Origin of the sequence: Serratia sp. NGAS9 (assembly GCF_009905295.1) — a bacterium.
In the GTDB taxonomy this organism is placed as follows: domain Bacteria; phylum Pseudomonadota; class Gammaproteobacteria; order Enterobacterales; family Enterobacteriaceae; genus Serratia; species Serratia bockelmannii.
This window is the reverse complement of sequence record NZ_CP047605.1, coordinates 668,786-693,789: the sequence shown is the minus strand read 5'-3', so window position 1 is coordinate 693,789 and position 25,004 is coordinate 668,786. Positions and strand designations below refer to the sequence as shown.

Here is a 25,004-nt window from a genome sequence, read left to right as displayed (position 1 = left end):
CAGCGCCCTGGCATAACGTTCTCGCGCGGTTATTTGCCGATACGCGCGTGCATTTCCTGCACCGAAGTCACCTGCTCGGTCGGATCCGCTTTCAGCGCCATCGCGGTGGCAAAGCCGCCGTTCAGCGTGGTGTCGTAGTGCACCTTGTACTGCAGGGCGCTGCGGCGAATCAGCTTGGAGTCCTCAATCGCCTGGCGGCCTGCCGTGGTGTTGACGATGTAGGTGTACTCGCCGTTCTTGATACGGTCTTGAATATGCGGACGCCCTTCGTGCACCTTGTTGACCAGACGCGGGTTGATGCCCGCTTCGCCCAGCACCACCGCGGTGCCGTGGGTGGCATCCAACTCGAAGCCCTGCTTCAGCAGGCTGGCGGCCAAATCGACCACGCGGGCTTTATCGCCTTCGCGCACCGACAGCAGCGCGCGGCCCTGCTTCTTCATGCCCGAGTTGCTGCCCAGCATCGCTTTGGAGAAGGCTTCCGCGAAGGTGCGGCCTACGCCCATCACTTCCCCGGTAGAGCGCATTTCCGGCCCCAGAATCGGGTCGACGCCCGGGAATTTGTTGAACGGCAGCACCACTTCTTTCACCGAGTAGTACGGCGGGATAATTTCTTCGGTCACGCCCTGCTCAACCAGCGTTTTGCCCGCCATCACGCGCGCGGCCACTTTGGCCAGCGGCACGCCGGTCGCTTTGGACACGAACGGCACGGTACGCGCGGCGCGCGGGTTGACTTCAATCAGGTAGACTTCGTTGTCTTTCACCGCGAACTGCACGTTCATCAGACCGCGCACCTGCAGCTCGAACGCCAGTTTTTCCACCTGGCGACGCATCACGTCCTGAATTTCCTGGCTCAGGGTGTACGCCGGCAGTGAGCACGCGGAGTCGCCGGAGTGCACGCCCGCCTGCTCGATGTGCTCCATGATGCCGCCAATCAGCACGCGCTCGCCGTCGCAGATAGCATCGACGTCCACTTCCACCGCGTCGTCCAGGAAGCGGTCCAGCAACACCGGCGCATCGTTGGACACGCTGACCGCGGTCTGGAAATAACGGCGCAGGTCGGTTTCGTCATAGACGATTTCCATCGCCCGGCCGCCCAGCACGTAGGAAGGACGCACTACCAGCGGATAGCCGATGCCCGCCGCCTTCTCGACCGCCTGCTCGATGGCGGTAACGGTGGCGTTGGCCGGCTGCTTCAGGCCCAGGCGGTTGACCGCCTGCTGGAAGCGTTCGCGGTCTTCGGCACGGTCGATGGCGTCCGGGCTGGTACCGATGATCGGCACGCCTGCGGCTTCCAGCTCACGCGCCAGCTTCAGCGGGGTCTGGCCGCCGTACTGTACGATAACGCCTTTTGGTTTCTCGATGCGCACGATTTCCAGCACGTCTTCCAGGGTCACCGGCTCAAAGTACAGGCGGTCCGAGGTGTCGTAGTCGGTGGAGACGGTTTCCGGGTTACAGTTGACCATGATGGTCTCGTAACCGTCTTCGCGCAGCGCCAGAGAGGCGTGCACGCAGCAGTAGTCGAACTCGATGCCTTGGCCGATACGGTTCGGCCCGCCGCCCAACACCATCACTTTCGGCCGGTCGTTGGTCGGGTTGGACTCGCACTCTTCTTCATAGGTGGAGTACATGTAGGCGGTGTCGGTGGCGAATTCCGCCGCGCAGGTATCCACGCGCTTGTACACCGGATGCAGACCGTGGCTGTGACGCAGCTTGCGAATTTCGCTCTCGGCGACACCGGCTAGCTTGGCCAGACGCGCATCGGCGAAGCCCTTGCGCTTCAACGTGCGCAGGAAGTCTTTGTCCAGGCCGTTGATGCCCGCTTCGGCTACCTGCTCTTCCAGGCGCACCAGCTCTTCAATCTGCACCAGGAACCAGCGATCGACGTTGGTCAGGTTGAAGACGCCGTCGACCGACAGACCGGCGCGGAAGGCGTCGGCGATGTACCAGATGCGGTCGGAACCGGCGTCTTTCAGCTCGCGGCGGATTTTGGTCAGCGCTTCCGGATCGTCCAGGCTCACTTTCGGATCGAAGCCGGTGGCGCCCACTTCCAGACCGCGCAGCGCTTTCTGCAGCGACTCCTGCTGAGTGCGGCCGATGGCCATCACTTCGCCGACCGACTTCATCTGGGTAGTCAGGCGATCGTTGGCGCCGGCGAACTTCTCGAAGTTGAAGCGCGGGATCTTGGTCACGACGTAGTCGATGGACGGCTCGAACGACGCCGGAGTGCGGCCGCCGGTGATGTCGTTCATCAGCTCATCGAGGGTATAGCCCACTGCCAGTTTGGCGGCGATCTTAGCGATCGGGAAGCCGGTGGCTTTCGACGCCAGCGCCGAAGAGCGCGACACGCGCGGGTTCATCTCGATGACGATCAGGCGGCCGGTTTTCGGGTTAACCGAGAACTGCACGTTGGAGCCGCCGGTTTCAACGCCGATCTCACGCAGCACCGCCATCGAGGCGTTGCGCATGATTTGGTATTCCTTGTCGGTCAGGGTCTGGGCCGGCGCAACGGTGATCGAGTCGCCGGTGTGGATGCCCATGGCGTCGAAGTTTTCGATGGAGCAAACGATGATGCAGTTGTCGTTCTTATCACGCACCACTTCCATCTCGTACTCTTTCCAACCGATCAGCGATTCGTCGATCAGCAGCTCGTTGGTCGGCGACAGGTCCAGACCGCGTTCGCAGATCTCTTCGAACTCTTCGCGGTTGTAAGCGATGCCGCCGCCGGTGCCGCCCATGGTAAAGGAAGGACGGATAATGCACGGGAAGCCGACGTCAGCGGCTACCGCCAGCGCTTCTTCCATGGTGTGCGCGATGCCGGAACGCGCGGTATCCAAACCGATTTTCTTCATCGCCACGTCGAAACGGCGGCGGTCTTCGGCCTTGTCGATGGCATCGGCGGTCGCGCCGATCATGGTGACGCCGAACTCGGCCAGCACGCCCTGACGCTCCAGCTCCAGCGCGCAGTTCAGCGCCGTCTGGCCGCCCATGGTCGGCAGCACCGCATCCGGGCGCTCTTTTTCGATGATCTTGCGCACCACTTCCCAGTGGATCGGCTCAATGTAGGTCGCGTCGGCCATCTCCGGGTCGGTCATGATGGTCGCCGGGTTGGAGTTGACCAGAATGACGCGGTAGCCCTCTTCGCGCAGCGCTTTACACGCCTGGGCGCCCGAGTAGTCGAACTCACACGCCTGGCCGATAACGATCGGACCCGCGCCGAGGATCAGGATGCTTTTTATGTCTGTACGTTTTGGCATTTTTTACTGCTCCTGATTATTTGGCGTTAGAACGGTAAGTCTCAATCAGTTCGATAAAGTGATCGAACAGCGGCGCGGCGTCGTGCGGGCCTGGGCTGGCTTCCGGGTGCCCCTGGAAGCTGAACGCCGCCTTGTCGGTGCGGTGAATGCCCTGCACCGTGTGGTCGAACAGCGATTTGTGCGTCACGCGCAGATTCGCCGGCAGGTTGTTTTCATCTACCGCAAAGCCGTGGTTCTGCGCGGTGATCATCACGGTGTTGTTGTCCAGATCCTTCACCGGGTGGTTGCCGCCGTGGTGGCCGAGCTTCATCTTCATGGTTTTCGCCCCGCTGGCCAGCGCCAGCAGCTGGTGACCCAGACAGATGCCGAACACCGGAATGTCGGTTTCCAGGAACTGTTTGATGGCGGCGATGGCGTAGTCGCACGGCTCCGGGTCGCCCGGGCCGTTGGACAGGAAGATGCCGTCCGGATTCATTTTCAGCACTTCGTCGGCTGGGGTCTGCGCCGGCACCACGGTCAGGCGGCAGCCGCGATCCACCAGCATGCGCAAGATGTTGCGCTTGGCGCCGTAGTCGTAAGCCACCACGTGGAACGGCAGTTCCGCGGCGGTTTTGGCTTCCGGCAGATCGCCTTCAAGCGTCCAGCTGCCTTGCTGCCAGCTGTAGGCCTCTTGAGTGGTGACCTCTTTCGCCAAATCCATGCCCTTCAACCCCGGGAAGCCTTGCGCCTTGGCCAGGGCCAGCGCGGCGTCCGGCGAATCGGCGGCAACGATGCAGCCGTTCTGGGCGCCTTTTTCGCGCAGCAGGCGGGTCAATTTACGGGTATCGATATCGGCGATCGCCACGATGTTGTGACGCTTGAGGTAGTCGGACAGGCTTTCTTCACTGCGGTAGTTGCTGGCGATCAGCGGGAGGTCACGAATGACGAGGCCTTGGGCGTGTACTGCGGAGGATTCTTCGTCGGAAGCATTGGTGCCGACATTGCCGATATGAGGATAAGTAAGAGTAACGATCTGGCGGGAATAGGAAGGATCAGTGAGGATTTCTTGATAACCGGTCATCGACGTATTGAAGACCACTTCCCCCACTGCCGCTCCCTCTGCCCCGATGGCCCGACCGTGGAATTGGGTTCCGTCTTCCAGAACCAATAGCGCTGACTTTATCAAAACATCCTCCGAGGAATAATCAATCACAATATTTGCATATTAATTCAGATATCGCGATCTAAATCAATGCAAAAACCGTCCGCGAGGCCAATTTTTGGCAAATTGGGCGCATTTTAATGATGAGTGCCTGGCTTGTCTACCCAAACTGCCAATTTTTGTTTTATTTTTGCAGTTCTCGGCGCTCATGCGGCGTGAGCGGCGATAAAAACACAGAAAACCGGGGCTAGGAAACGGTTGCGGGGAAGAATGACGGAAAACGCGGCCAGAATGGGACGAAAAAGACGCTAAAAAAGCTGTAAGCGGAAAAAACGGAGGTAATCAGCAGGATAAACACACAAAAACAACCACTTCAATGACAAAGTAAACAAAACATAATATTTATCATGTTAAAAAAAAGGACAATAAAATTATTGCCCTATTATCATAGCATTATGATCAACACAACCACATCACGATGGTATTCAATTTAGTTATATCTGGTCCAAACTTAGCACATCGCGCATATCAAACAGGCCTTTATCCCGGTTATGCAACCAGGAAGCCGCGCGCACCGCGCCGCTGGCAAAAGTCATACGGCTTGAGGCCTTATGGGTGATTTCCACCCGTTCACCGATGTCGGCGAACATCGCGGTGTGCTCGCCGACGATGTCGCCGGCGCGAATGGTGGCAAAGCCGATGCTTTTCGGATCGCGTTCGCCGGTATGGCCTTCGCGCGCATAGACCGCACAGCTTTTCAAATCGCGCCCCAGCGCGCCGGCGATCGCTTCGCCCATGGCCAACGCCGTGCCCGACGGCGCATCCACTTTGTGGCGATGGTGCGCCTCAACGATTTCGATATCGGTATAGTCGCCCATCACCTGCGCGGCCTTCTCAAGCAGTTTCAGCACCAGGTTGACGCCGACGCTGAAGTTGGCGGCGAACACGATGCCGATATGCTGCGCCGCATCGCGGATCGCCTGCTTGCCGGCGTCATCAAAGCCGGTGGTACCAATCACCATCGCCTTATGGTGCGCCACGCAAAATTCCAGGTAGCCCAGGGTGCTTTCAGGGCGGGTGAAGTCGATCAGAATGTCGAACTCGCTCGCCACGTTATCCAGACTGTCGCTCACCTTGACGCCCAGCGCGCCGATGCCCGCCAGCTCGCCGGCGTCGACGCCGATCAGGCTTGAACCCGGGCGCGACAGCGCCGCTCCCAACACCACGCCTTCCGCCTGCTGCACCGCCTGGATCAACTGACGGCCCATCCGGCCGCCGGCGCCCGCAATCGCAATGCGGATTTGTGAATCACTCATGCTTGCTCTCTTCTTGTTTTGACGCCTATCCCATTAGGCTATCGATTCAGGGTAACCGTCCCACTTCAGCGTCGCCAGAGGATTCATTTCATAATTAGAAAATTATGATATTCCCCCGCTTTCATCAGCGGCGCTGTCGTGAGATTAACATTCAACCGATTTGGCGGCCTGCGACGATTGTACATAATCATGCAGTTTCCATGGCAAGAAAATGCAGAAAAAAGGCGCCGAAAACGGCGCCTGGGGAAAGGAACACTGCGAGGTCAGGCGGTAATGGCGGCCACTTCGTTGGCGATCGCCGTGAGCGCATCGTGGCGGGCATAGTCCTCACGCACCAGCGCTGCGCGTTGCCGATAGATCGGCTGCTGCAGAATACGCGACGCCGCCGCCAGGATCTGTTCTGCGCTCGGCGTGCTGGTGTGCAGACTGATGCCGCAGCCGGCGGCCACCACGCGCGCGGCCGCCTCCAGCTTGTCCTCGCCGGTGCCGGCGACAATCAGCGGCACGCCGCTGTCCAGCGCATAGTTGATCGAGCCGTAACCGCCGTTGGTGATCAGCAGCGCCGCCTGCGGTAACCAGTGTTCGAAGGAGATGAACGCCCGCACTCGGGCGTTGTCCGGCAACGCGTCCATCAGCCCTTCGGTCGCTCGCCCGCCGGTGGTGGCCAACACCCGCACCGGCAGATGCGCCAGCGCCTGCAGCGTCGGCACGATCAGCTGATGCAGATCGACATTGGCCAGCGTGCCCTGAGACACGATCACCAGCGGCCGACGATCGTCCTCCTCCCACAGCGCCTCTTCCGCGGCCGGTTGACCACCGCTGCGCAGCGGCCCGACGAAGCGCACACCGCTCGGCAGGTCGTCGCGCTCATATTCCAGCGCCGTGGTGGCCAACTGCAGGAAACGCTCGCAGCCGCCGATCAGCGCATCGGTAAACGGGCGATTCAGCGGCCGCCCGCCCGCTTGCACCAGCGCGGCATCAAAGCTTTGCTGCACCTCATCAAGCAACACCCGCGTCGCTTCATCCACCAATTGCTCGCGGGTCAGCGCCCGCGGCAGCAGCGCCGGCGGGATGCGCGGGCCATAGAAAATGGCGTCGCGCGAAGAATACGACAGCGGCGTGACGCCGATCCCGAAGACCGGCGGCCGTTCGGCGGACTGCAGCAGCGGCAGCACGCCGTAGAAGCAGTTCTCCACCATCAGCAGATCGGTCTTTTCGGCGGCGATGGCCGCACGCAGCTGACGATCCAACAGTGGGATCGGCGCGGCGAAGAAATCTTTCAGCGCCAGCGCCATCTGCGCATTGCCCGGCGGCAGCGCGGCGCGCTCGGGGAAATGCTCCTCCAGGTGGCGATAGTCGAAATCCACCTGCGCGTCGAACGGCACGAAGCTCGCCCCAGCCGCTTCGGCGCGTTCGCGGAACAGCGCGCCGGTCATCACCCGCACCTGATGCCCTTGGGCAACCAGGTGGCGAGCGATGGCCAACATCGGGTAGACGTGCCCCGGAGTGGCGACCGCCGCCATCAGTATCCTTGCCATAATGCTCCTTTACGCTTCTGCGTTGGCCGGCTTCAGCGCCAGATTGGCGCACACCGGGTTGCTCTGAATATGCACGCGCTGCAAATGACGCGCGGAACGAGCGGTAAAGCCCTCACGGCCGTGCAGCAGCGAGAAGTTGTCCGCCACCACCACGTCGCCCTGTTGCCACTGATGGGCATAATAGTGACGCGGATCGTACAGGTGCTGCTGCAGAGTGTGATGGAACTGTTCCTGCTGTTGTTCCGGCACGCCGTGATATTCCAGCGCATGCTGGTTGAGGAATTTTTTCCCCTCCGTCGGCGGTTCATTGTAGCGCATGATCAAGCCCCTGCCGTTCGGGTGCTGCACCACCAACGGCGAACAGACTTCTCCGCCGTAATGCACCACCTGCTTGATGCGGTAGGTGATCGACACCGACAGCCACTGATCCAGCAACGTTTCGTCCGCATTGGCCAGCAGCCGCGTGGTATCGACGAAGGTAGTGCACCCGCCTTCGTCCTGCGACGGCGCCGCCACGCAGTGGAACAGCTGGAACTCGGGGATGGTCGGCTTATACATACCATCCCAATGCAGCGGGACGTAGCTGCTGTCGAAAATATGATCCTTGGCGTCAGGATGTTCCTTCACGTCCAGCACCGCGCCGAACGGCCACATCATGATCTCGCCCCACTGCTCGGCGTAGCGCGTCAGAACCTCCCCATCGCTGAAACCGGAGTCGAATCCGCGCAGCACCAGCAAGTGGTGCTCCTGCGCCAGCGCTCGCAGCGCCGCCACCGGTAGCTCGCCGATCTTTTGCCCCGGATGCTGCGGCGTCAGGATCGCGCCGAACGGGGTATTCGGTTGGATATGGCAATTAAGCGGTTGGTTGTTCATCAGTATTCTCCTTGCATCGAATGTGCTGCTCACACGGCAACGTGCCGTCAAAAACGCGCCCGTCAGGATTTCGGGCGCAAAAGCATGCAGCGGCCTCGGGCCATCTGCGGTTGTTCGATCAGGTAATGGCTCGGCGTGCCGCGGATCTCTACCAGCTCGCCGTCCAGGCTCTGCGCGTCTTTACGTTTCATCAGCACGAACTGGCCGTTCACGTTGGCTGCCACGCCGTGCCACGGCGTCAGCCAGTCGTCTTTGGTCGGCATCATGTGGATACCCATTTTCAGACTGTCGACCGGCTGCGGGTGAATCGACAGACGGATCGCCGCCGGGAAGTGCTGCGCCAGCAGATTGCCCCAGGCCCAGCTGCGCTGGATCACGCCGCAAGCGCGCTGTTTGGCGTCTTTCTGCAGCGCGGCGTTGGAACCGCTGTAGCCCGGCAGTTGGCTGTCTTCATACAGGAAGCGCGTGATGGCGCGGTACAGCAAGAGGCCCTGTTCGTCCTGCATCAGTTGCTGTTTGATCGCCTCTTCCGATTCGGCATAGCCCTCCACCAACAATCGGCGCAGCAGATCATAATCATCGGTATGCTCCGCCAGGCCTTTGACATCGCCGAGGTTGAACACGCTCAGGTATGTCGCGCCCACTTCATGCAGCAGGCTTTCAATCTCGCGCTGATAGTGGTTGATCGCGTCGTCGCTGACGCGGATCAGATCGCCGAACACGTGACCGTCGGAGCAGATAACGATATGCGCCCCCGGCGGGTAATAGAGCTGAATGCGCTGGCACAGCGAGTTGAGGAAGATCAGCGACAGCCGCTCCGCCATGTCCGGCACCGCACCGATCACCTTGTTGGTGTTGGGCGACTTGGTCGGGAAAGCCGGCAGCACGAATTCGATACGTTGCTCGTTTTCGATGAATGCCCGAATACGCGGCAATTGCACCTGAGTGACCCGCCGTTCTTCTTCGGCGATCGAGGTGTCGTCGCCGGGGAAACGGCGGCGGTATTGCAATAATTCACGTAGGATCTTTAACGATATTTCTTCTTTCTGAGCGCTGTCCACAATGAGCTCCTGTTGCGATGTGGCGCGGGTGTATTATTGATAAGCGCAATAAGATTTATCAAAAAGAGAAAAAATCTCTGCAAAATAATAATCAGCCCGGCGTTTATATGCTTCAGGCAATATAGAAGAGATGGTGCTATATTATTAGCCCGTATAATTCACAATCTTGGTTAAGTTGTGCTTAACAAACTATGAGCAATATTTTAAAACGCATGGCCATTTTCTCAAAAGTGGTCGATTGCGGCGCATTCAGCATGGCGGCAAAAGAATTGGGCATGACGACCTCCGCCGTCAGCCAACATATTCGCCAGCTGGAGGAACATCTGGGCATTCAATTGCTGTTGCGATCGACGCGTTCATTGAGTCTGACCGAAGCAGGATTGTGTTTTTATGAAGATTGCCTGCTGATGATCCACGCAGCCGAACGTGGCCAACAACGGATCGCCGCGCTGCGTGGCGAGCTGGTCGGCGAACTGCGTGTCGCCACCTCCACTGAATTCGCCACCCACTATCTGGTGCCGGCGCTGCAAAGCTTCCTCGATGAACACCCGCAGCTTACGCTGCGACTGGAAATCCACGATGAGAAGATAGACCTCATCACGCAACGCATCGATCTGGCGATACGTGGCGGCGTGCTGGCCGACTCCAGCTACGTTTCCACGCGGCTGGCGCGCTGCCGTGAAGTGTTATGCGCCTCACCGGCCTACCTGGCACACCACGGCGTGCCGGATTCACCGCAGGCGCTGAGCCATCACCACTGGGTCACCTTTACACCGCTCGGCAACCCGCAGTTTGTCCGTCTTATCCATCGCGACGGCGGCGAACACCGCATGCGTATGACGGGGCGTTTGTTCACCAACAGCGGTATGGCGATGAAAGAGTTGGCGCTGACCGGCAAGGGGATCATTCGCAATTTCTTCGCCAACGTTGAACGTGAATTGCGCAGCGGTGAGCTGATTGAAATATTGCCTGATTGGCGGTTACCGGAAATTAATTGCTATGCCATTATGCCGCGCAGGGAGATCCAGCCATTAAAAGTCAGACGGTTGCTGGAACATATGAAACTCTATTTGCAGGAGAAGGGATTAACGGCCGTAGAACATATTCGACAGGAATAAAATAAGAAACATCTGCAACATCCATTATTGTAATTATTGTAATCACTTTGCCAACACCGGGCTTCATTTAGATTGCAGCCTAATGATATTCTGATTAATGACTTTTCGCCAGCCTATATAATTAATTACACCGACGTTATTTCAAATACTCAGAATAAATTTGACTTTAGTTAGCAGAAAATTTGAATATGCATGGCATGTTATTTTTAACGCGGCACGATTCCAAAAAAAACGGGAAGCCTAAGCTCCCCGCTGTCATCCGCCGGCGCATGTCAGTCAATCTGACGAACGTCCACCCGCAGCTCTTTAGGCACTTCAAACACGATGTTCTCTTCACGCCCGCTGATTTCATGCACGTCCAGGCCGCCCAGCGCTTTCAGGCGAGAGATCACCTCCTGCACCAGCACGTCCGGTGCCGAGGCGCCGGCGGTAACGCCGATATTGCGCGCTTCGCTCAGCCAGCTCTCCTGAATATCCGCCGCCGAATCGATCAGATAAGCCGGTTTGCCCACGCGCTGCGCCAGTTCAGCCAGACGGTTAGAGTTGGAAGAGTTCTTTGACCCCACCACCAGCACCACATCCGCATCGCCGGCCAGGTTACGCACCGCTTCCTGACGGTTAGTGGTGGCGTAGCAAATGTCATCCTTACGCGGACCGATAATACTCGGGAAGCGCTGACGCAGCGCGTCAATCACGTCCGAGGTATCATCAACCGACAGCGTGGTCTGCGTCATGAAGCACAGATTGCTTTCGTCTTTCACCTGCAGCTTCCACACGTCTTCCGGCGATTCGACCAGGTACATGCCGCCCTTCGGGTTGCTGTACTGGCCCATGGTGCCTTCCACCTCCGGATGACCGGCATGGCCAATCAGAATCGCTTCGGTGCCGCGGCGGCTGGCGCGCGCCACTTCCATATGCACCTTGGTCACCAATGGGCAAGTGGCATCGAACAACATGGTCAGATCGCGCGCCTTGGCTTCGGCGCGTACCGCCTGAGACACGCCGTGCGCCGAGAAGATCAGGATAGAACCGTCCGGCACTTCGGCGATCTCTTCGATAAACACGGCGCCCCGCTCACGCAGGCTGTCAACCACGTAGCGGTTGTGCACCACTTCATGCCGTACGTAGATCGGCGCGCCATACAGCTCCAGCGCACGTTCCACGATGCTGATCGCACGATCAACCCCGGCGCAGAAGCCACGCGGGTTAGCCAGCAATATTTGCATGCGTCTCCTCCTGCTGCGGATCGATCTCCAGCACTTCAATGTCAAAGGTCACCGGATGGCCCGCCAGCGGATGGTTGAAATCGACGGTGATTGAATCCTCCGCCACCGCGCGCACCACGCCCGGCATTTCGCTGCCGTCGATGGCGGTAAACAGCATGATGGTGCCCACGTCCGGCACGCCGGTTTCCGCGAAGTCGCGGCGCGAGAAGAACTGGACCAGATCCGGGTTCTCCGCGCCGAACGCCGCTTCCGGCTGCAGGGTAAAGGCACACTTGTCGCCCGCTCGCAGGCCGAGCAGCTGCGCTTCCAGCGGCGCCGACAGGCTGCCGTCACCCAGACGGAACAGCGCAGGTTTGCCGCTGCTGCGGGTAGATTCGGCGGTCGAACCGTCTTCCAGTTTCAGCGTAAAGTGAACCAGCACCGCGCTGTCACTGATAATCTGAGCCGTCATGTTACTCACCTTTACTCTTTGCGCCTTTGTTCGCCGGCGACAGGAAACCTTCCAGCACGATCATCGCCGCACCCACGCAGATAAAGCTGTCCGCCAGATTGAAGGTCGGGTAGTGCCAGTCACCGACGTAGAAGTCGATGAAATCGACCACAAAACCGTGCCACAGGCGATCGAACAGGTTGCCCAACGCCCCACCGATGATGAAGGCGTAGGCAATGTTGTTCAGCTTCTGCTGCGCCGCGCTGCGGTACATCATCACCAGCAGCACCGCGACGATGGCGATGGCGATGCCGGCGAAGAACCAGCGCTGCCAACCGCCGTGATCGGCCAGGAAGCTGAACGCAGCGCCGTAGTTGCGCGCGTAAAACAGGTTGAACGACGGGATCAACGGCTGGGACTGGCCCAGCGTAAAGTTAGCGAGGATCCACTGCTTGCTGCCGAAATCCAGCGCCAGCACCGCCACTACAACCCACAGCCAACGCAGGCCGGTCGAACAAATTGGTTTACTCATCAGGCGCGAGTTCTCAGGCAAAGTTACGCTTCTCGCCGTCACCGGCGACGTTGCTCACACAGCGGCCGCAGATGTCTGCGTGCTCCGCCACCAGACCGATATCGGTGGTGTAATGCCAGCAGCGCGGGCACTTCTCACCTGGCGCCGTGCTGAAGGCGATCTTCAGCCCTTTCAACAGCTCGGAGGCCTGCGCGTCGGCCGGCGCATCCGCCAATGGCGCAACGCTTGCCGCAGAGGTCAGCAGCACGAAGCGCAGCTCATCCTGCAGGCTGTTCAGGCGAGCCGCTAGCTCGCTGTCGGCATACAGCGTCACCGCCGCTTCCAGCGAACCGCCGAGGCGTTTGTCGGCACGCGCCTGCTCCAGCACCTTGTTCACTTCGCCGCGCACTTTCAGCAGCTCAGCCCAGAAAGCGTCGTTCATCGGCTCGCCTTCCGCCAGCCCGAACAGGCCGTCGTACCACTCTTCGGTGAACACGTACTGCGCGCGTTTGCCCGGCATGAAGCCCCAGATCTCGTCTGCGGTGAACGACATGATCGGCGCCATCCAGCGCACCAGCGCTTCCACGATGTGATACAGCGCGGTCTGGCAGCTGCGGCGGGCGACGCTGTCGCTCTTGGCGGTGTACTGGCGATCCTTGATGATATCCAGGTAGAAGGAGCCCATCTCGACCGAACAGAACTGCATCAGACGCTGCACCACTTCATGGAAATCGTAGTTGGCGTAAGCCTGTTCGATATCCTGCTGCGCCGCCAGCGCGCGGCCGACCGCCCAGCGATCCAGCACCACCATGTCTTCAGGCGCCACGCAGTCGGTGCTCGGCTCGAACCCGTTCAGGTTGGCCAGCAGGAAGCGCGCGGTGTTGCGGATGCGGCGGTAAGAGTCGGCGGAACGCTTGAGGATCTCGTCGGATACCGCGATCTCGCCGGTGTAATCGGTCGACGCCACCCACAGACGCAGAATGTCGCCGCCGAGCTTGTTCATCACGTCCTGCGGGCTGACGGTGTTGCCGATCGACTTGGACATCTTGCGGCCCTGGCCGTCGACGGTGAAGCCGTGAGTCAGCACTTCCTTGTAAGGCGCCTTGCCCTTCATCGCGGTGGAGATCATCAGCGATGACATGAACCAGCCGCGGTGTTGGTCGGAGCCTTCCAGATACATGTCGGCGCCGTGGCCGTTGAATTCAGGGCGCACATCGACAACAGAGGCGTGGGTAGAACCGGAATCGAACCACACGTCCAGCGTATCCGGCACTTTCACGTAGTCGGCGGCTTCCGCGCCGAGGATGTCGGCCGCGTCCAGATCCCACCAGGCCTGAATGCCGTCTTGCGCGACGCGCTTGGCCACTTCTTCCATCAGCTCAACGGTGCGTGGGTGCAGTTGCTCGGTCTCTTTGTGCACGAACAGCGACATCGGTACGCCCCAGGTGCGCTGACGCGAGATGCACCAGTCCGGGCGGTTGGCGACCATCATTTCGATGCGCGCCTGGCCCCAATCCGGGATCCACTGCACGCCCTTGATCTCTTCCAGCGACTGCTGACGCAGGCCTTTCTGATCCATGCTGATGAACCATTGCGGCGTGGCGCGGAAGATGATTGGCGTCTTGTGGCGCCAACAGCACGGATAGCTGTGCAGGAACTTCTCGACGTGCAGCAACGCGCCTTTGTCACGCAGCAGATCGACGATCAGATCGTTAGCCTTGAAAACAAACTTGCCGTCCAGTAGCGGGTAGGTGCCGGTCAGGTAGCAGCCGTTCGGCCCTACCGGGTTGGCCACTTCCAGGCCGTATTTCTGGCCGATCACGAAGTCGTCCGGGCCGTGGCCTGGCGCGGTGTGCACCGCACCGGTACCGGCGTCCAGCGTCACGTGCTCGCCGAGGATCGCCGGCACGTCGAAGTCCATGAACGGGTGTTTGAAGCGCAGCAGCTCCAGATCGGCGCCTTTGCAGCTGCCCAGCACCGTCCACTCGGTGATGCCGGCGCGTTTCATCACGCTTTCCACCAGTTCGGCCGCCAGGATCAGGCACTGGCCGTCAACCTGCACCAGTTGATAGGTGAAGTCCGGATGCAGCGAGATCGCGCGGTTGGCTGGCAGGGTCCACGGGGTGGTGGTCCAGATAACCAGCGAGATGGCGCCGTTGAAGTGGCTCACGCCAAACTTGGCCGCCACGGCAGCCGCGTCGGCCGCGTGGAAGGTCACGTCGATAGACGGCGAAGTCTTGTCGTAGTACTCCACTTCCGCTTCCGCCAGCGATGAGCCGCAGTCGGTGCACCAGTGAACCGGCTTGGCGCCTTTCAGCAGGTGGCCGTTGCTGATGATCTTGCCCAGCGCGCGGATAATGTTGGCTTCGGTTTTGAAATCCATGGTCAGGTAGGGACGATCCCAGTCGCCCAGCACGCCCAGGCGGATGAAGTCCTTCTTCTGACCTTCAACCTGCTCGGCCGCGTACTCGCGGCACTTCTGGCGGAACTCGGCCGCCGTCAGCTTCTCGCCCGGTTTGCCGTACAGCTGTTCCACCTTCAGTTCGATCGGCAGGCCGTGGCAATCCCAACCCGGCACATAAGGCGAGTCGAAGCCGGCCATCCCTTTCGACTTGATGATAATGTCTTTGAGAATCTTGTTAACCGAGTGACCAATGTGAATGCTGCCGTTCGCATACGGAGGGCCGTCATGCAAAATGAAGGTTTTTTTGCCCTTTTTGGCAGTACGAATAATCCCGTACAGATCCTGTTCATACCAACGTTGCAGCATGCCAGGTTCGCGCTTGGCGAGATCGCCGCGCATCGGGAACCCTGTTTCCGGCAAGTTCAGGGTATTCTTGTAGTCACTCATTAGATTCTCGGTTCCGTTTTCGGCTATAGAGATTAAACCGGTGTCTGTAGCCCGAAGAACTTCCGGGCCGTCACCACATCATTGGCGATTTGCTGCTTCAGGGCATCGAGCGAAGCAAACCGTTGTTCATTGCGCAATTTTGCGCGGAGCACCACCTCAATATGGCGCCCGTAAAGATCCATTGTGACATCCAGCAGATGCACTTCCAGCTGCTGGCGCACGCCGGCGACGGTCGGACGCGTGCCGATGTTGGCCACGCCCGGCAGCGACTGCGGCCCCAGGCCGTACACCTCCACCGCATACACCCCTTTCACCGGCGCCACCAGGCGCTTGAGCGGCAGGTTGGCGGTCGGGAAGCCGATGGTGCGGCCCAGCTCATCGCCGTGCACCACGCGCCCGGAGATGCTGTACGGGTGGCCCAGCAGGGTCTCTGCCAGCGGCAGATCGTCCTCGCTCAGCGCGGTGCGGATCGCGGTGCTGCTGATGCGCCGCTCGCCTTCGCGGAAGGTCGGGGTACTGACCACATCGAAGCCGTACTCTTTTCCGGCCTGCTGCAATAGCGGAAAATCGCCCTGACGCCCGGCGCCAAAGCGAAAATCATCCCCCACCATCAGGAATTTGACGCCCAGTTTTTCCACCAGCAGCTCGGCGACGAACGCCTGCGCGGTGTTGGCGGCGAAACGCGGATCGAACTTGACGCACAGCAGGTAATCAACGCCCGCCTGCGCCAGATAGTTGGCCTTGTCGCGCAGGCGCGTCAAACGGGCCGGCGCCTTGTCTGCGGCGAACATCTCCAGCGGCTGCGGCTCAAAGATCATGACCATCACCGGCAGCCCGAGGCGTTGCCCTTGTTGCTTCAACTGCTCCAGCAGCGCCTGATGACCGCGGTGTACGCCGTCAAAGTTGCCGATGGTGAGCACGCAACCATGGTGGCGCGCCCGGATATTGTGAATGCCGCGAATTAGCTCCATAGCTGGCTCAAAACAGTGGAAATCGGCGGATTATACCTTGTACAGCCGGTAAGGTTAACCCGCGATTGGTGCCTTTATGTAATAGACATACCATACCGGAGATAATCTGCGCGTGAAACGGCTTCGCCGCAGTTTATCCGGCGCCACCGGGCCGATTCTCGACCGCGGCCAACGGCTTGCGTCCGCCGCGGCAAAACATTGGCGAATTTTCTCGCGAAACACTGTATTCCCAAGAGCGAAGCTGGTAAAATCCTGCGCCATCACAACGTAGCGAGTGCCGCCTGTACAAACGGCGCTTATTTGCACAAATCCATTGACAAACGAAGGCTAAAAGGGCATATTCCTCGGCCTTTGAATTGTCCTCAATAGAATATATTTGGGAGTTGGACCTTGGCTAATATCAAATCAGCTAAGAAACGCGCCGTACAGTCTGAGAAACGCCGCAAGCATAACGCAAGCCGTCGCTCAATGGTGCGTACCTTCATCAAGAAGGTAGACGCAGCTATCGCAGCTGGCGACAAAGAAGCAGCACAAAATGCATTCCTGGTAATGCAGCCACTGGTGGACCGTCAGGCAGCTAAAGGCCTGATCCACAAAAACAAAGCAGCGCGTCATAAGTCAAACCTGACTGCACGCATCAACGCAATGCAGTAAGCATTTCGTTATCTGCTTGATAAAAAAACCGGCTCAGGCCGGTTTTTTTACGCCCTGCGTTCAGTGAACCGCTAGCAGGAAAACAGCGCCGAGAAGTCTTTGTTGCAGACGCGCTGCACCGCCGGATGCTGGATCATGCGCTCGGCGAAGATGATGTAATACTCCTCCTGCACGCTGTCTATACGTCCAATCTCCACCACGTTATCATCGTTGTAGGTATCCTGCGCATACAGCGTCGGCGCCACGAAGATCGCGTTGTGGTACATGCCGAAAGCCTTCATCAGCGCCGCATCGTCGAACTCGCCCAGAATCTCCACCTGGATGCCCTGCGTATTGAACCAGTTGAGCAGTTTGCGCCCCAGCATCGAACGGCGGCCGGGGATCAGCAACTTACGCTGCTCCAGGCAGGCCGGGAACGGCAACTCCGGCACCGGCTGGCGACAGAAGAAGCTGATGCCGCACTCGCCCAGCTTCAGCGAGAACAGCCCTTCCTGCTGGCTGGAGTCCACCGGGCAATCCGACAGGATCATATCCAGCTTGTGCTGGCTGAGCTGCTCCAGCAGCATCTCGTGCGTCGATTCAAAACAACGCAGGTGGATCTGTTCGTTGTCCACCACCACCGCCGTTTCCAACACCTGGCTGACCAGGCGCTTCGACAGCGCGTCCGCCACGCCGACGTCGAACAGCAGATTCGACTCTTTGCGATAGTTGACGATATCCAGCATTTCCTGGCTGAGCATAAACATCTTGTCAGCATAGCGGAACACCAACTGCCCCAGCTCCGAAGGCACCAACCCGCGCCCCTGGCGTTTGAACAGCTTGCCGTCCAACCGCTCTTCCAGCGCCTTGATCTGGCCGGTGATGGTCTGCGGCGTCAGAAACAACGCTTCAGCGGCGCCGACCACGGAACCGGCCTTGCAGACCTGCCAGAAATAGTAAAGGTGATTAAAGTTGATATGCGACATCCTCACGAGCGGCTCTCCTTAACAACGTTTCGCAGCGGCAAACGGTGTGCCGTGACGAGCGACAAACTTCCTTTCCCTGCTTCAGACAACGTATAGCCCCATTAGTCCCAACGAAGAACGGCCGAAGCTGCACATATTTTATACCGTACAGCTCCGACCAGCCATTTTATTATGTGCCCTTACCGGGCACATTCAGGATTAACGTACGCGCGGCAACGCCAGACGCAGCAATCCATACCCTACCACCGCCGCAGCCGTCGAGCCCAACAGGATCCCCAGGCGGGAATAGGTGCTGAGCGCCATATCCGCCTCGCCGAACGCCAGCGAGGCGATAAAAATCGACATGGTGAAACCAATACCGCAAAGCACCGAAACGGCAAATACCTGTTTGAAGCCGATGCCTTCAGGCAAACGGGCGATGCCCATTTTCACCGCCAGCAGGCTGAAGAGGAAAATCCCCAGCGGCTTACCGATAAACAAGCCAGCCGCAATCCCGACCGGCAGCAGCGACGTCAATCCTTCCAGCGATACGCCCTGCAAAGAGACCCCGGCGTTAGCGAAAGCGAACAGCGGCAGGATCATAAACGCGACCCACGGGTGCAGCTCATGCTCCAGCGTTTCCGATGGCGATGGCCCCTTCTTGACGTTCAGCGGGATCATAAAGCCGACGATCACCCCGGCCAACGTCGCGTGCACCCCGGACTTGAGGATCGCCACCCACAACACCAGGCCAACCATCATATACAGCGAGGTTTTTCCCACGCCACGCCAGTTCATCACCGCCAGCAGCACCGTCGCCGCCGCTGCCACGCCCAGCGCCACCATCGACACTTCGTGGGTGTAGAACAGCGCGATGATGATAATCACGCCCAGGTCATCGATGATCGCCAACGCCAGCAGGAATACTTTCAGGCTAGTCGGCACGCGGTTGCCCAGCAGCGCCATTACGCCCAGCGCGAAGGCGATATCGGTCGCCGCCGGGATTGCCCAACCCTGGCGAGTGACTTCATCCGCGCCGTTGAAAAGCAGGTAAATCAGCGCCGGCGCCAGCATGCCGCCCAGTGCGGCGATCGCCGGAAACACCGCCTTGTCACGCCCGGACAGCGAGCCTTGCATCAGCTCGCGCTTGACCTCGAGCCCCACCACCAGGAAGAAGATGGCCATCAGGCCGTCGTTGATCCACAGCAGCAGCGGCTTGGCGATCTCCAGCGAAGCAATTTTCACCATCACTGGCAGGTTAAGGAATGCCTGATAGATCCCCTGCGCCGGGCTGTTGGCCATGATCAGGGCGACGATCGCCGCCGCGATCAGAATGATGCCGCCCGCGGCTTCCTGACGTAAAAATTGACGAATGATGTTGGTCACAGTACGCCTCTCCAAATCTGTGCAGGACGTAGCGCCCTGCGAACCACAGTCATGAAGTGAGTATAGAGGGCGTTTTAGTTCGAAAAAATAAGTTTATAAATGCTAAATAACTCGAAAAAACCGATCAAAAGCACGAGTAAATCACATTATTCTTAGGGAACGAGCGTTGTAGCACGCAAATAAAAACCCCGGGCAAATGCCCGGGGTTCTAACATAAACCAACAGAAACAGAAGGTTAGCGAGTCAGATCGTCAAAGAACTTTTTCACCCCGTCGAAGAAGCTCTTCGAGCGCGGGCTGTTCTTGTCGCCGGATGGGCCGCCCAGGCTCTCTTCCAGCTCACGCAGCAGTTGCTTCTGCTTGTCGTTCAGATTGACCGGTGTTTCCACCACTACGCGGCACAGCAGGTCGCCCTGGCTGCCGCCACGCACCGATTTCACACCCTTGCCGCGCATGCGGAACAGCTTGCCGGTTTGGGTCTCCGAAGGCACCTTCAGTTTCACCCGGCCATCCAGCGTCGGCACTTCAATCTCGCCGCCCAGCGCTGCCATGGCGAAGTTGATCGGCACTTCACAGTACAGGTTGTTGCCTTCACGCTCGAAGATCGGGTGCGCCTTCACCTGCACCTGAACGTACAGATCGCCCGCCGGTGCGCCGTGCTCGCCGGCTTCGCCTTCACCCGCCAGGCGGATGCGGTCGCCAGTATCGACGCCGGCCGGAATTTTCACCGACAGCGTTTTGGATTTCTCAACCCGGCCGTGGCCGTGGCACTTGTTGCACGGATCTTTGATGATCTGGCCGCGGCCATGGCAGTGTGGACACGCCTGCTGCACGGTGAAGAAGCCCTGACGCATTTGCACCTGGCCTTGACCGTGACAGGTTGGGCAGGTGACCGGTGAACTGCCCGGCTTGGCGCCGCTGCCGTGGCAGACGTCGCACTCTTCCAGCGTCGGGATGCGGATCTCTTTGGTGACGCCACGTACCGCTTCCTCGAGGGTCAGCTCCATGTTATAGCGCAGATCAGAACCGCGGCTGGCGCGCTGACGGCGGCCTCCGCCGAAGATATCGCCAAACACGTCGCCAAAGATATCGCTGAAGTCGGCACCGCCGCCAAAGCCGCCGCCGCCCATGCCGCCCTGTTCAAAGGCCGCGTGGCCATACTGGTCGTAGGCCGCGCGTTTCTGGTCGTCGGTCAGGACTTCGTAAGCTTCTTTAACTTCTTTAAACTTGGTTTCGGCGTCTTGTTCCTGGTTGCGGTCAGGATGGTATTTCATCGCCAGGCGTTTATACGCCTTCTTGATCTCACGTTCATCCGCCGTCTTGCTGACGCCGAGAATCTCGTAATAGTCTTTCTTCGCCATTCTTTCGCTTACCCTTAACATGCGTGCACGGGCGCAGAGTTGCCTCGACGCCCGTGCTGGTTTTCGGTAGCGGCATCTCGGCCGCCCCGTGCCCGCTTAAGGGCGATTATTTTTTGTCTTTAACTTCTTCGAACTCAGCGTCAACCACGTCGTCGTCTTTCTGCGCCGCGTTGTCCGCGCCGGCGTCAGCACCCTGCTGAGCCTGCTGCGCCTGAGCCATTTCCAGCAGCTTGCCGGAAACCTGCACCAGCGCCTGAGTCTTCGCTTCGATCTCGGCTTTATCTTCGCCTTTCACCGCCGCTTCCAGATCTTTCAGCGCCGCTTCGATCGCCGTTTTATCTTCCGCCGGCAGTTTGTCACCCGCTTCTTCCAGCTGCTTGCGAGTACCGTGGATCAGGTGATCCGCCTGGTTACGCGTCTGTACCAGCTCTTCGAACTTGCGGTCAGCTTCAGCGTTCAGCTCGGCATCGCGCACCATTTTCTGGATTTCGTCTTCGTTCAGGCCAGAAGATGCCTTGATGGTGATCTTCTGCTCACGACCGGTGTTCTTGTCTTTGGCAGACACGTGCAGGATGCCGTCAGCATCGATATCGAAGGTCACTTCGATCTGCGCCATGCCGCGCGGTGCCGCCTGGATGCCGTCCAGGTTGAACTGGCCCAGAGATTTGTTATCGCTGGCGCGCTTACGCTCACCCTGCAGCACGTGGATGGTTACTGCAGACTGGTTGTCTTCCGCAGTAGAGAACACCTGGCTGTGCTTGGTCGGGATCGTGGTGTTTTTGGTGATCAGCGGCGTCATCACGCTGCCCATGGTTTCGATACCCAGCGACAGCGGGGTCACGTCCAGCAGCAGAACGTCCTTCACATCACCGGCCAACACGCCGCCCTGTACCGCAGCGCCTACGGCAACCGCTTCGTCCGGGTTCACGTCTTTACGCGGTTCTTTGCCGAAGAAGTCTGCGACTTTCTTCTGCACCATTGGCATACGGGTCTGGCCGCCCACCAGGATCACGTCCTGGATGTCGGAAACCGACAGGCCTGCGTCTTTCAGCGCCACTTTCAGCGGCTCGATAGAACGCGCAACCAGATCTTCAACCAGAGACTCGAGTTTGGCGCGAGTCACTTTGATGTTCATGTGTTTTGGACCGGTCGCGTCTGCAGTGATGTACGGCAGGTTAACGTCGGTCTGCTGAGCGGAAGACAGTTCAATCTTCGCTTTCTCAGCGGCTTCTTTCAGGCGCTGCATCGCCAGCGGATCGTTGCGCAGATCGATACCCTGATCTTTCTTGAACTCTTCCACCAGGTAGTTGATCAGACGGCTGTCGAAGTCTTCGCCACCCAGGTGGGTGTCACCGTTGGTCGCCAGCACTTCAAAGGTTTTTTCGCCGTCAACGTCGTCGATTTCGATGATAGAGATATCGAAAGTACCGCCGCCCAGGTCATAAACCGCGATGGTGCGGTTGCCGACTTCTTTGTCCAGGCCGTAGGCCAGGGCCGCAGCGGTCGGTTCGTTGATGATGCGTTTGACTTCCAGACCCGCGATGCGGCCGGCGTCTTTGGTCGCCTGACGCTGGGCGTCGTTGAAGTAAGCCGGTACGGTGATAACCGCTTCAGTTACCGGTTCGCCCAGGTAATCTTCCGCCGTTTTCTTCATTTTTTTCAGCACTTCCGCAGAGATCTGCGGCGGAGCCATTTTCTGGCCTTTCACTTCCAGCCAGGCGTCGCCGTTGTCGGCTTCGACGATTTTGTACGGCATGATCGCTTTGTCGCGCTGCGCTTCTTCATCCTGGAAGCGGCGACCGATCAGGCGCTTGATGGCGAACAGGGTGTTTTCAGGGTTGGTCACTGCCTGACGCTTAGCCGGCTGGCCAACCAGAGTTTCACCGTCCTGGGTATATGCGATAATAGAAGGAGTGGTGCGGTCGCCCTCGGCGTTTTCCAGCACGCGTGCCTTGGCACCATCCATAATTGCTACGCAAGAGTTGGTAGTACCCAGGTCGATACCAATAATTTTGCCCATCTAAACGTCTCCACTAAAAAATTCATAATCAGTCAGGTTGCTAACCTATATGCGGGCGATTTTTTGCTTTTCAACTGCCCGATATCTCAGTGCGACCCGCGGTTAGCAGCTGCGGTTGCAAATAAGATGGGGCCATCCCGTCCGGCATCAAGGGGCAAGGCGAAAAAAATTTCTTTTTTTATCGTCATTCAGATCATTGTTTCCGGCTGCGGGGATCATTATGATGCGCGCGCTCTGGTGGAAAACTTCGATTTTTTGGCCATTCAGACCATTTATGATTTTACTTCGCTGTTTCCGTTAATTTTCTGTTATCGCAGAGGACTTATGCACACCAACAAGTTGGCGAATCCCGGCCCTCTCGGCCTGATGGGCTTCGGGATGACCACCGTCTTGCTGAACCTGCACAACGCGGGCTTTTTCCCACTGAACTCCGCCATCATCAGCATGGGGATTTTCTTCGGTGGCCTGGCCCAGATCCTGGCCGGTCTGCTGGAGTACAAGAAGGGCAACACCTTCGGCATGACGGCGTTCACCGCCTACGGCAGCTTCTGGCTGAGCCTGGTCGGCCTGCTGCTGCTGCCGCGTCTGGGCCTGGCTGAAGCCACCGAGGCGCACGTGCTGGGCATCTACCTGGCGCTGTGGGGCGTCTTCACCCTGTTCATGTTCTTCGGCACCCTGGCCGCCAACCGCGTGCTGCAGTTCGTGTTCGCCAGCCTCACGCTGCTGTTCGCCTTGCTGGCCGTCGGCAATATCACCGGCAACCACGCACTGCTGACCTTCGCCGGTTATGAGGGCATCATCTGCGGTGCCAGCGCCATTTACCTGGCGATGGCCGAAGTGCTCAACGAGCAATACGGCCGCACCGTGCTGCCAATTGGCGAGCCGGCTCCGGCCCGCGTCGCGGCCTCGCCGGTCACGGCGTAATCGCCCTTCCCTGACGAAAAAGCCCTGCAGTGCAGGGCTTTTTTTTAGCTGTAGGAATCGGCTCGCCGCTCGCCGGCTTCGCTGTTCAGGTCGCGATGCAGGTAGACGCCGAGCAGCAGCCCGATGAGCGACAGCGCCAGCACATAGTAAGCGGGCGCTAACGGGGTCAATTTCATGATCAGCGTCACAAAAATAGGGGTTAAACCGCCAAAAATAGCGTACGAGACGTTATATGAGAACGAGATGCCGGTAAACCGCACTTCCGCCGGGAAGGCCCGCACCATCACATACGGCACGGCCCCCACCACGCCTACGCTGAAGCCCACCAGCGCATAGCAGGCGAACAACATTTCCGGGCGCACACCCACCGTTTGATAGAACAGCCAGCTGCAGCCAGCCAGCAGCACACTGCCGACCACCAGCGTTTTGCTGGCGCCGAAGCGATCGGCCGACAAACCGGCGACAATGCAGCCGGCGATCAGCATGATGGTGGCGATACTGTTGGCCTGCAGCGTCAAAGCCGGCGCAATGGCGAACTGTTTTTGCAGATAGGTTGGGGTCATCAGGATCACCACCACGATACCCGCAGAGAGCAACCAGGTCAGCAGCATCGACACCACCACTTCCCGTTTGTGATTGAGCACCACCGATTTCAGCGGCAGCTCTTCGGCCAGCGCTTTACGCGCCTGCATCTCGATAAAGATTGGCGTTTCCTGCAGCCAGCGGCGCAGGTACATCGCCACCAAGCCGAACATGCCACCCAACAGGAAAGGAATACGCCAGCCGCCACCGGCGATGCTCTGCGGGCTAAGCGTGGTGTTGATCACCGTCGCCACCACCGAACCCAGCAAGATGCCTACCGTCAACCCGGCGGTCAGCGTACCGCAGGCGAAACCGATGCGCCGGCGCGGCACGTGTTCGGCGACGAAGACCCAGGCGCCCGGCACCTCACCGCCGATCGCCGCGCCTTGCAGCACGCGCATCAACAGCAGCAGCAGCGGCGCGGCGATGCCGATGCTGGCGTAGGTCGGCAGCAGACCCATCGCCAACGTCGGCAACGCCATCAGCAGAATGCTCAGGGTAAACATCTTTTTGCGGCCGACCAGATCGCCGAAGTGCGCCATCACGATGCCGCCCAGCGGGCGGGCAAGATAGCCGGCGGCGAAGATGCCGAAGGTTTGCACCAGCCGCAGCCACTCCGGCATGTCCGCCGGGAAGAACAGATCGCCGACCACGGCGGCGAAGAACACGAAGATGATGAAGTCGTAAAACTCCAGCGCGCCGCCCAACGCGGCCAACGTCAGCGTTTTGTAGTCTTGCCGGTTCAGCCGGCGATTATTGTCGTGAGGCATAGGGCACCGTCGGTAAAGGCTGTAAAAATAAAAGCCGCAGGCTTTCTGTAAAAGAATCCTTACTATAACGGCAA

19 protein-coding genes are annotated in these 25,004 nt (G+C 59.2%); 3 read left to right on the top strand and 16 right to left on the bottom strand.

Going from position 1 to position 25,004, the window contains the following annotated elements:
- Positions 1-29: 29 nt before the first annotated feature.
- The 6 genes from carB to pvcA form a co-directional block, all read right to left on the bottom strand.
- The gene (gene carB / locus GUC32_RS03220; RefSeq protein WP_025301533.1) at positions 30-3,254 is read right to left on the bottom strand and encodes a carbamoyl-phosphate synthase large subunit; all 3,225 of its coding nucleotides are present in this window, start codon (positions 3,252-3,254) and stop codon (positions 30-32) included.
- A gap of 16 nt (positions 3,255-3,270) precedes the next feature.
- On the bottom strand, positions 3,271-4,419 hold the full coding sequence (carA, locus tag GUC32_RS03215) for a glutamine-hydrolyzing carbamoyl-phosphate synthase small subunit (RefSeq protein ID WP_369435552.1): 1,149 nt from the start codon (positions 4,417-4,419) through the stop codon (positions 3,271-3,273).
- A 470-nt stretch (positions 4,420-4,889) separates the two neighbouring features.
- Positions 4,890-5,711: a 4-hydroxy-tetrahydrodipicolinate reductase gene (gene dapB / locus GUC32_RS03210; RefSeq protein ID WP_025301531.1), complete on the bottom strand. Its 822-nt coding sequence runs from the start codon at positions 5,709-5,711 to the stop codon at positions 4,890-4,892.
- Between the two features lie 263 nt (positions 5,712-5,974).
- Complete coding sequence (locus GUC32_RS03205) at positions 5,975-7,234, bottom strand: glycosyltransferase (protein WP_025301530.1); 1,260 nt, start codon at positions 7,232-7,234, stop codon at positions 5,975-5,977.
- 24 nt (positions 7,235-7,258) lie between these two features.
- Complete coding sequence (locus tag GUC32_RS03200) at positions 7,259-8,122, bottom strand: TauD/TfdA family dioxygenase (RefSeq protein WP_025301529.1); 864 nt, start codon at positions 8,120-8,122, stop codon at positions 7,259-7,261.
- A gap of 62 nt (positions 8,123-8,184) precedes the next feature.
- A complete protein-coding gene (gene pvcA, locus GUC32_RS03195) occupies positions 8,185-9,183 on the bottom strand; it encodes an L-tyrosine isonitrile synthase (RefSeq protein ID WP_369435551.1) in 999 nt (332 codons plus the stop codon).
- Between the two features lie 191 nt (positions 9,184-9,374).
- Here pvcA and GUC32_RS03190 point away from each other — a divergent pair, with 191 nt between their 5' ends.
- Positions 9,375-10,301 (top strand): LysR family transcriptional regulator, encoded by a 927-nt coding sequence (locus GUC32_RS03190; protein WP_025301527.1) that lies wholly within the window; start codon positions 9,375-9,377, stop codon positions 10,299-10,301.
- A 272-nt stretch (positions 10,302-10,573) separates the two neighbouring features.
- Here GUC32_RS03190 and ispH read toward each other — a convergent pair whose 3' ends face one another.
- Genes ispH through ribF form a run of 5 tightly spaced genes read right to left on the bottom strand, consistent with a single transcriptional unit; the run spans position 10,574 to position 16,290 of the window.
- Positions 10,574-11,527: a 4-hydroxy-3-methylbut-2-enyl diphosphate reductase gene (gene ispH / locus GUC32_RS03185; RefSeq protein WP_025301526.1), complete on the bottom strand. Its 954-nt coding sequence runs from the start codon at positions 11,525-11,527 to the stop codon at positions 10,574-10,576.
- Complete coding sequence (gene fkpB / locus GUC32_RS03180) at positions 11,508-11,978, bottom strand: FKBP-type peptidyl-prolyl cis-trans isomerase (RefSeq protein WP_038628869.1); 471 nt, start codon at positions 11,976-11,978, stop codon at positions 11,508-11,510. The genes ispH and fkpB overlap by 20 nt, the downstream gene beginning before the upstream one ends.
- Position 11,979: 1 nt before the next feature.
- On the bottom strand, positions 11,980-12,489 hold the full coding sequence (gene lspA, locus GUC32_RS03175; protein ID WP_025301524.1) for a signal peptidase II: 510 nt from the start codon (positions 12,487-12,489) through the stop codon (positions 11,980-11,982).
- A gap of 13 nt (positions 12,490-12,502) precedes the next feature.
- Complete coding sequence (ileS, locus tag GUC32_RS03170; RefSeq protein ID WP_369435550.1) at positions 12,503-15,319, bottom strand: isoleucine--tRNA ligase; 2,817 nt, start codon at positions 15,317-15,319, stop codon at positions 12,503-12,505.
- 32 nt (positions 15,320-15,351) lie between these two features.
- The gene (ribF, locus tag GUC32_RS03165; protein WP_260515870.1) at positions 15,352-16,290 is read right to left on the bottom strand and encodes a bifunctional riboflavin kinase/FAD synthetase; all 939 of its coding nucleotides are present in this window, start codon (positions 16,288-16,290) and stop codon (positions 15,352-15,354) included.
- Between the two features lie 390 nt (positions 16,291-16,680).
- Here ribF and rpsT point away from each other — a divergent pair, with 390 nt between their 5' ends.
- On the top strand, positions 16,681-16,944 hold the full coding sequence (gene rpsT / locus GUC32_RS03160; protein ID WP_004932960.1) for a 30S ribosomal protein S20: 264 nt from the start codon (positions 16,681-16,683) through the stop codon (positions 16,942-16,944).
- 71 nt (positions 16,945-17,015) lie between these two features.
- Here rpsT and nhaR read toward each other — a convergent pair whose 3' ends face one another.
- The 4 genes from nhaR to dnaK all read right to left on the bottom strand — a co-directional run bounded on the left by nhaR (position 17,016) and on the right by dnaK (position 22,654).
- Positions 17,016-17,915 (bottom strand): transcriptional activator NhaR, encoded by a 900-nt coding sequence (gene nhaR / locus GUC32_RS03155; RefSeq protein ID WP_174136513.1) that lies wholly within the window; start codon positions 17,913-17,915, stop codon positions 17,016-17,018.
- A gap of 192 nt (positions 17,916-18,107) precedes the next feature.
- Positions 18,108-19,274, bottom strand: coding sequence for a Na+/H+ antiporter NhaA (gene nhaA / locus GUC32_RS03150; RefSeq protein WP_025301521.1), 1,167 nt, complete (start codon positions 19,272-19,274; stop codon positions 18,108-18,110).
- Positions 19,275-19,509: 235 nt separating this feature from the next.
- Positions 19,510-20,634 carry a molecular chaperone DnaJ gene (gene dnaJ, locus GUC32_RS03145; RefSeq protein WP_004932969.1) on the bottom strand — a complete coding sequence of 375 codons (1,125 nt, stop codon included), beginning with the start codon at positions 20,632-20,634 and terminating at the stop codon, positions 19,510-19,512.
- Positions 20,635-20,740: 106 nt separating this feature from the next.
- Positions 20,741-22,654: a molecular chaperone DnaK gene (gene dnaK / locus GUC32_RS03140; protein WP_004932972.1), complete on the bottom strand. Its 1,914-nt coding sequence runs from the start codon at positions 22,652-22,654 to the stop codon at positions 20,741-20,743.
- A 324-nt stretch (positions 22,655-22,978) separates the two neighbouring features.
- Between dnaK and satP the strand changes: the two genes are divergently transcribed.
- Complete coding sequence (gene satP, locus GUC32_RS03135; protein ID WP_025301520.1) at positions 22,979-23,578, top strand: acetate uptake transporter; 600 nt, start codon at positions 22,979-22,981, stop codon at positions 23,576-23,578.
- A gap of 44 nt (positions 23,579-23,622) precedes the next feature.
- Here satP and GUC32_RS03130 read toward each other — a convergent pair whose 3' ends face one another.
- Positions 23,623-24,930 carry an MFS transporter gene (locus GUC32_RS03130; protein ID WP_049205425.1) on the bottom strand — a complete coding sequence of 436 codons (1,308 nt, stop codon included), beginning with the start codon at positions 24,928-24,930 and terminating at the stop codon, positions 23,623-23,625.
- Positions 24,931-25,004 lie beyond the last annotated feature (74 nt).

Excerpts from the sequence above, each read along its gene's own strand:
- carB (WP_025301533.1), bottom strand. The coding sequence starts at position 3,254 with ATGCCAAAACGTACAGACATAAAAAGCATCCTGATCCTCGGCGCGGGT.
- dapB (WP_025301531.1), bottom strand. The coding sequence starts at position 5,711 with ATGAGTGATTCACAAATCCGCATTGCGATTGCGGGCGCCGGCGGCCGG.
- GUC32_RS03205 (WP_025301530.1), bottom strand. The coding sequence starts at position 7,234 with ATGGCGGCGGTCGCCACTCCGGGGCACGTCTACCCGATGTTGGCCATC.
- GUC32_RS03200 (WP_025301529.1), bottom strand. The coding sequence starts at position 8,122 with ATGAACAACCAACCGCTTAATTGCCATATCCAACCGAATACCCCGTTC.
- GUC32_RS03190 (WP_025301527.1), top strand. The coding sequence starts at position 9,375 with ATGAGCAATATTTTAAAACGCATGGCCATTTTCTCAAAAGTGGTCGAT.
- ispH (WP_025301526.1), bottom strand. The coding sequence starts at position 11,527 with ATGCAAATATTGCTGGCTAACCCGCGTGGCTTCTGCGCCGGGGTTGAT.
- fkpB (WP_038628869.1), bottom strand. The coding sequence starts at position 11,978 with ATGACGGCTCAGATTATCAGTGACAGCGCGGTGCTGGTTCACTTTACG.
- lspA (WP_025301524.1), bottom strand. The coding sequence starts at position 12,489 with ATGAGTAAACCAATTTGTTCGACCGGCCTGCGTTGGCTGTGGGTTGTA.
- ileS (WP_369435550.1), bottom strand. The coding sequence starts at position 15,319 with ATGAGTGACTACAAGAATACCCTGAACTTGCCGGAAACAGGGTTCCCG.
- ribF (WP_260515870.1), bottom strand. The coding sequence starts at position 16,290 with ATGGAGCTAATTCGCGGCATTCACAATATCCGGGCGCGCCACCATGGT.
- dnaJ (WP_004932969.1), bottom strand. The coding sequence starts at position 20,634 with ATGGCGAAGAAAGACTATTACGAGATTCTCGGCGTCAGCAAGACGGCG.
- dnaK (WP_004932972.1), bottom strand. The coding sequence starts at position 22,654 with ATGGGCAAAATTATTGGTATCGACCTGGGTACTACCAACTCTTGCGTA.
- satP (WP_025301520.1), top strand. The coding sequence starts at position 22,979 with ATGCACACCAACAAGTTGGCGAATCCCGGCCCTCTCGGCCTGATGGGC.
- GUC32_RS03130 (WP_049205425.1), bottom strand. The coding sequence starts at position 24,930 with ATGCCTCACGACAATAATCGCCGGCTGAACCGGCAAGACTACAAAACG.